Origin of the sequence: Arcicella rigui (genome assembly GCF_034929435.1) — a bacterium.
Classification (GTDB): domain Bacteria; phylum Bacteroidota; class Bacteroidia; order Cytophagales; family Spirosomataceae; genus Arcicella; species Arcicella rigui.
The window spans coordinates 2,501-5,011 of the sequence record NZ_JAYFUM010000039.1 but is presented as its reverse complement, the minus strand read 5'-3'; the positions used below and the strand labels follow the sequence as shown (position 1 = coordinate 5,011).

The window sequence follows — 2,511 nt, the reverse complement described above, 5'->3', positions numbered from 1 at the left end:
AAATATTTTTGGGGTTTATCTACTTTCCCGCATGTGATTGCAGTATCATCAACGGCACTGGGCTTAACTTCTCTGTTCGAGATGGGAAGAGGTGAACACCAGTCCTATCAACCCCATAAAGTCTTTGAGTGTTTGCTTTTGGCTATTACTCTTATTTCTTTAGGGAAGATTTCATATAATATTGTGAAAGATGTTGAGGAGTAAGCAAACTCTGTAATTATTTGTTTTTTCTTATTTGCATAAGATAAACTCAATACAGTTAATTAAGAAAGCTCTTGGGTAATTAGTATTGCTCGACTTTGATATTTCTATCTTTACATCTGCAACCTATCAAGGTCGTCATCTACGACCGCCCTTATATGGATTACTCATCTTCAGGTCAGTTTCGCACTTAGATGCTTTCAGCGCTTATCTGGTCCCGACGTAGCTACTCAGCAATGCTCTTGGCAGAACAACTGATACACCAGCGGTCAGTCCAACTCGGTCCTCTCGTACTAAAGTCAGAACCTGTCAATAATCCTACGCCCACAACAGATAGGGACCGAACTGTCTCACGACGTTCTGAACCCAGCTCGCGTGCCACTTTAATCGGCGAACAGCCGAACCCTTGGGACCTTCTCCAGCCCCAGGATGTGACGAGCCGACATCGAGGTGCCAAACCTCCCCGTCGATGTGAGCTCTTGGGGGAGATCAGCCTGTTATCCCCAGAGTACCTTTTATCCTTTGAGCGATGGCTGTTCCATACTAAACCACCGGATCACTATATCCTACTTTCGTACCTGATCGACTTGTTTGTCTCACAGTCAAGCACCCTTTTGCTATTGCACTCTACGCACGGTTACCAAGCGTGCTGAGGGTACCTTTGAAAGCCTCCGTTATCCTTTTGGAGGCGACCACCCCAGTCAAACTACCCACCAAGCAATGTCCCTATTTAGGTTAGAATTCCAGTACAAGAAGGGTGGTATTTCAACGTTGGCTCCATGATGCCTAGCGACACCATTTCACAGCCTCCCACCTATCCTACACATCCAGTACCAGAACTCAATGCTAAGCTATAGTAAAGGTTCATGGGGTCTTTCCGTCCCGTTGCGGGTAAACGGCATCTTCACCGTTACTACAATTTCACCGAGCTCACGGCTGAGACAGTGTCCAGATCGTTACACCATTCGTGCAGGTCGGAACTTACCCGACAAGGAATTTCGCTACCTTAGGACCGTTATAGTTACGGCCGCCGTTTACTGGGGCTTCGATTCAATGCGTCGCTTGCGCTAACATCCCCTCTTAACCTTCCAGCACCGGGCAGGTGTCAGGCCTTATACGTCAACTTTCGTTTTTGCAAAGCCATGTGTTTTTGTTAAACAGTCGCCTGGACCAATTCTCTGCGGCCTCTCTTGCGAGGAGGCTCCCTTTATCCCGAAGTTACAGGGTTAATTTGCCGAGTTCCTTAGCCGTGATTCACTCGAGCGCCTTAGAATATTCTTCCCAGTCACCTGTGTCGGTTTACGGTACGGGTTACTATTAAGTATAGATTCACAACTTTTCTTGGAAGTCTCTTCGCTGACTCGTTTCTGCCTTGCGGCTGCTTCTCAGAGGCACTATTCCGTCAGTACCTGCCAACCACGAATCTCCGTCATTGTGTTTCCCTAATAGTAAGTTCAGGAATATTAACCTGATGTGCATTAAGTCTTCGCTGTCGCTAAACCCTTAGCCCCCGACTAACCCTCAGTTGATTAGCATAGCTGAGGAAACCTTGACTTTTCGGCGTGCGGGTTTCTCGCCCGCATTATCGTTACTCATCCCTACATTTGCTTTTCTCATCGCTCCAGTAAGCCTTGTCGACTATCCTTCGCTGCAATGAGAATGCTCCCCTACCAGTATGTATAAATACATAATCCAAAGCTTCGGTACTATACTTGATGCCCGTTTATTATCGATGCCCGCCTCGCTCGACCAGTGAGCTGTTACGCACTCTTTAAATGAATAGCTGCTTCCAAGCTAACATCCTGGCTGTCTCTGCAATCAGACCTCCTTTGTTCAACTTAGTATAGATTTGGGGACCTTAACTGTTGGTCTGGGTTCTTTCCCTCTCGGACCGTGACCTTAGCACCCCGGCCCTCACTGCCGTGTATATTTCATGCCATTCAGAGTTCATCAGGATTTGGTAGGATTTGACTCCCCCTAGTCCTATTGGTAGCTTTACCTGCATGAAACTCAACCACGACGCTGTTCCTAAAAACATTTCGGGGAGTACGAGCTATTTCCCAGTTTGATTAGCCTTTCACCCCTACCCACAGCTCATCGAAATACTTTTCAACGTAAACTCGTTCGGTCCTCCAGTGTGTGTTACCACACCTTCAACCTGGCCATGGGTAGATCACAAGGTTTCGCGTCTACTCCCACTGACTAAACGCCCTATTAAGACTCGCTTTCGCTCCGACTCCAGTTCTATAAACCTTAATCTTGCCAGTAAGAGTAACTCGTAGGGTCATTATGCAAAAGGCACGCCGTCAC

General features: G+C 47.1%; 2 rRNA genes (1 of these 2 running past the window's edge). Both read right to left on the bottom strand.

Annotation, left to right across the window (positions count from 1 at the left end):
- Positions 1-6 precede the first annotated feature (6 nt).
- Positions 7-118, bottom strand: a 5S ribosomal RNA gene (gene rrf / locus VB248_RS22515).
- 145 nt (positions 119-263) lie between these two features.
- Positions 264-2,511 (bottom strand): 23S ribosomal RNA (locus tag VB248_RS22510); it runs 578 nt beyond the window's last position.